The sequence below is a fragment of the Rhodococcus sp. T7 genome, from assembly GCF_009872365.1.
In the GTDB taxonomy this organism is placed as follows: domain Bacteria; phylum Actinomycetota; class Actinomycetes; order Mycobacteriales; family Mycobacteriaceae; genus Rhodococcus_F.
In genome coordinates this window covers 1-900 of sequence record NZ_WXYH01000267.1, presented here as the reverse complement: position 1 = coordinate 900, position 900 = coordinate 1, and the positions used below count along the sequence as shown (strand labels likewise).

At 64.7% G+C, this 900-nt stretch carries 1 protein-coding gene; it reads right to left on the bottom strand.

Annotated elements, in window-relative coordinates; genetic code table 11:
• Positions 1-283 precede the first annotated feature (283 nt).
• Positions 284-900, bottom strand: a 617-nt coding sequence (locus MLGJGCBP_RS22820; RefSeq protein WP_442972117.1) for an alpha/beta fold hydrolase, incomplete at its 5' end; no start/stop codon positions are given.

Here is a 900-nt window from a genome sequence, read left to right as displayed (position 1 = left end):
TATCCATGCCCGCATGCTCTCGAGAAAATCACGAAAACTCGAGCCGACACGCCGATCTAACAAAGTACTACTAGGCGGACCTGCTCCTTGCCCAGAGCGCGGAATTCCGAGACGGGTGGAACGACCACGAGGTCGGTATCCGCCCCAACGAAGTCAAGCACCACCTGCATGTCTACACCGCCACCTCGGGCAGCGACAGTCACGAGAAGCTGCAACTACTCTCCGTCGTCGGCGCGCACCCGCTGGGCACTGCCTGACCGAAAACCTCACGATCCCCGGCCCCTCAGGCCGAGGCGAAGAATGCAAGCGAGCGTTCGAGCACCACATCGGGTCGCTCGTCGACGAGGAAATGCGAGGCGCCGTCGACGAACTGCACACCGAAATCGTCGGTATGTCCTTCGAAGCCGCCGAGGAATTCCGGGCGAACGATGGGATCCTCGGCGCCGACGAGCACCCGGGTGGGAGTGGCGAGCCGGGTGTGCCGGTACGCGCCCGTCATGATCCGCGCCGCCTGACGCATGATGAAGCAGCGGTAGAGAGCCGACGCCGCATGGGCGCGGGCCGGTTCGCGCAACCGTCCGGCGAACAGTTCGACGTCGCGCTCCGACCACGTGTTCCGGCCTGTCGTGAAACCCCGCAGCAGGTGGTACGTCAGCCGTTGACGTCCACGGCCGAGCAGGGACGGGCCGAGGAACGGTGCGGCGATGACGGGTTCGAACCAGCCGTGACGTGCGATCGCCGTCAGCAACCGTGGGTCGAACCGGACGAACGGGTGGGGGACACCGAGGCTCAGATGCTTCCGGACCCGGTGGGGCGCGCTTAGCCTCGATCTTGCATGCGTCTGATGTGTCGCTCTGATCAGTTTCAGGTTGGGTATTTCGGGCGTGGATTCGGTGCCCG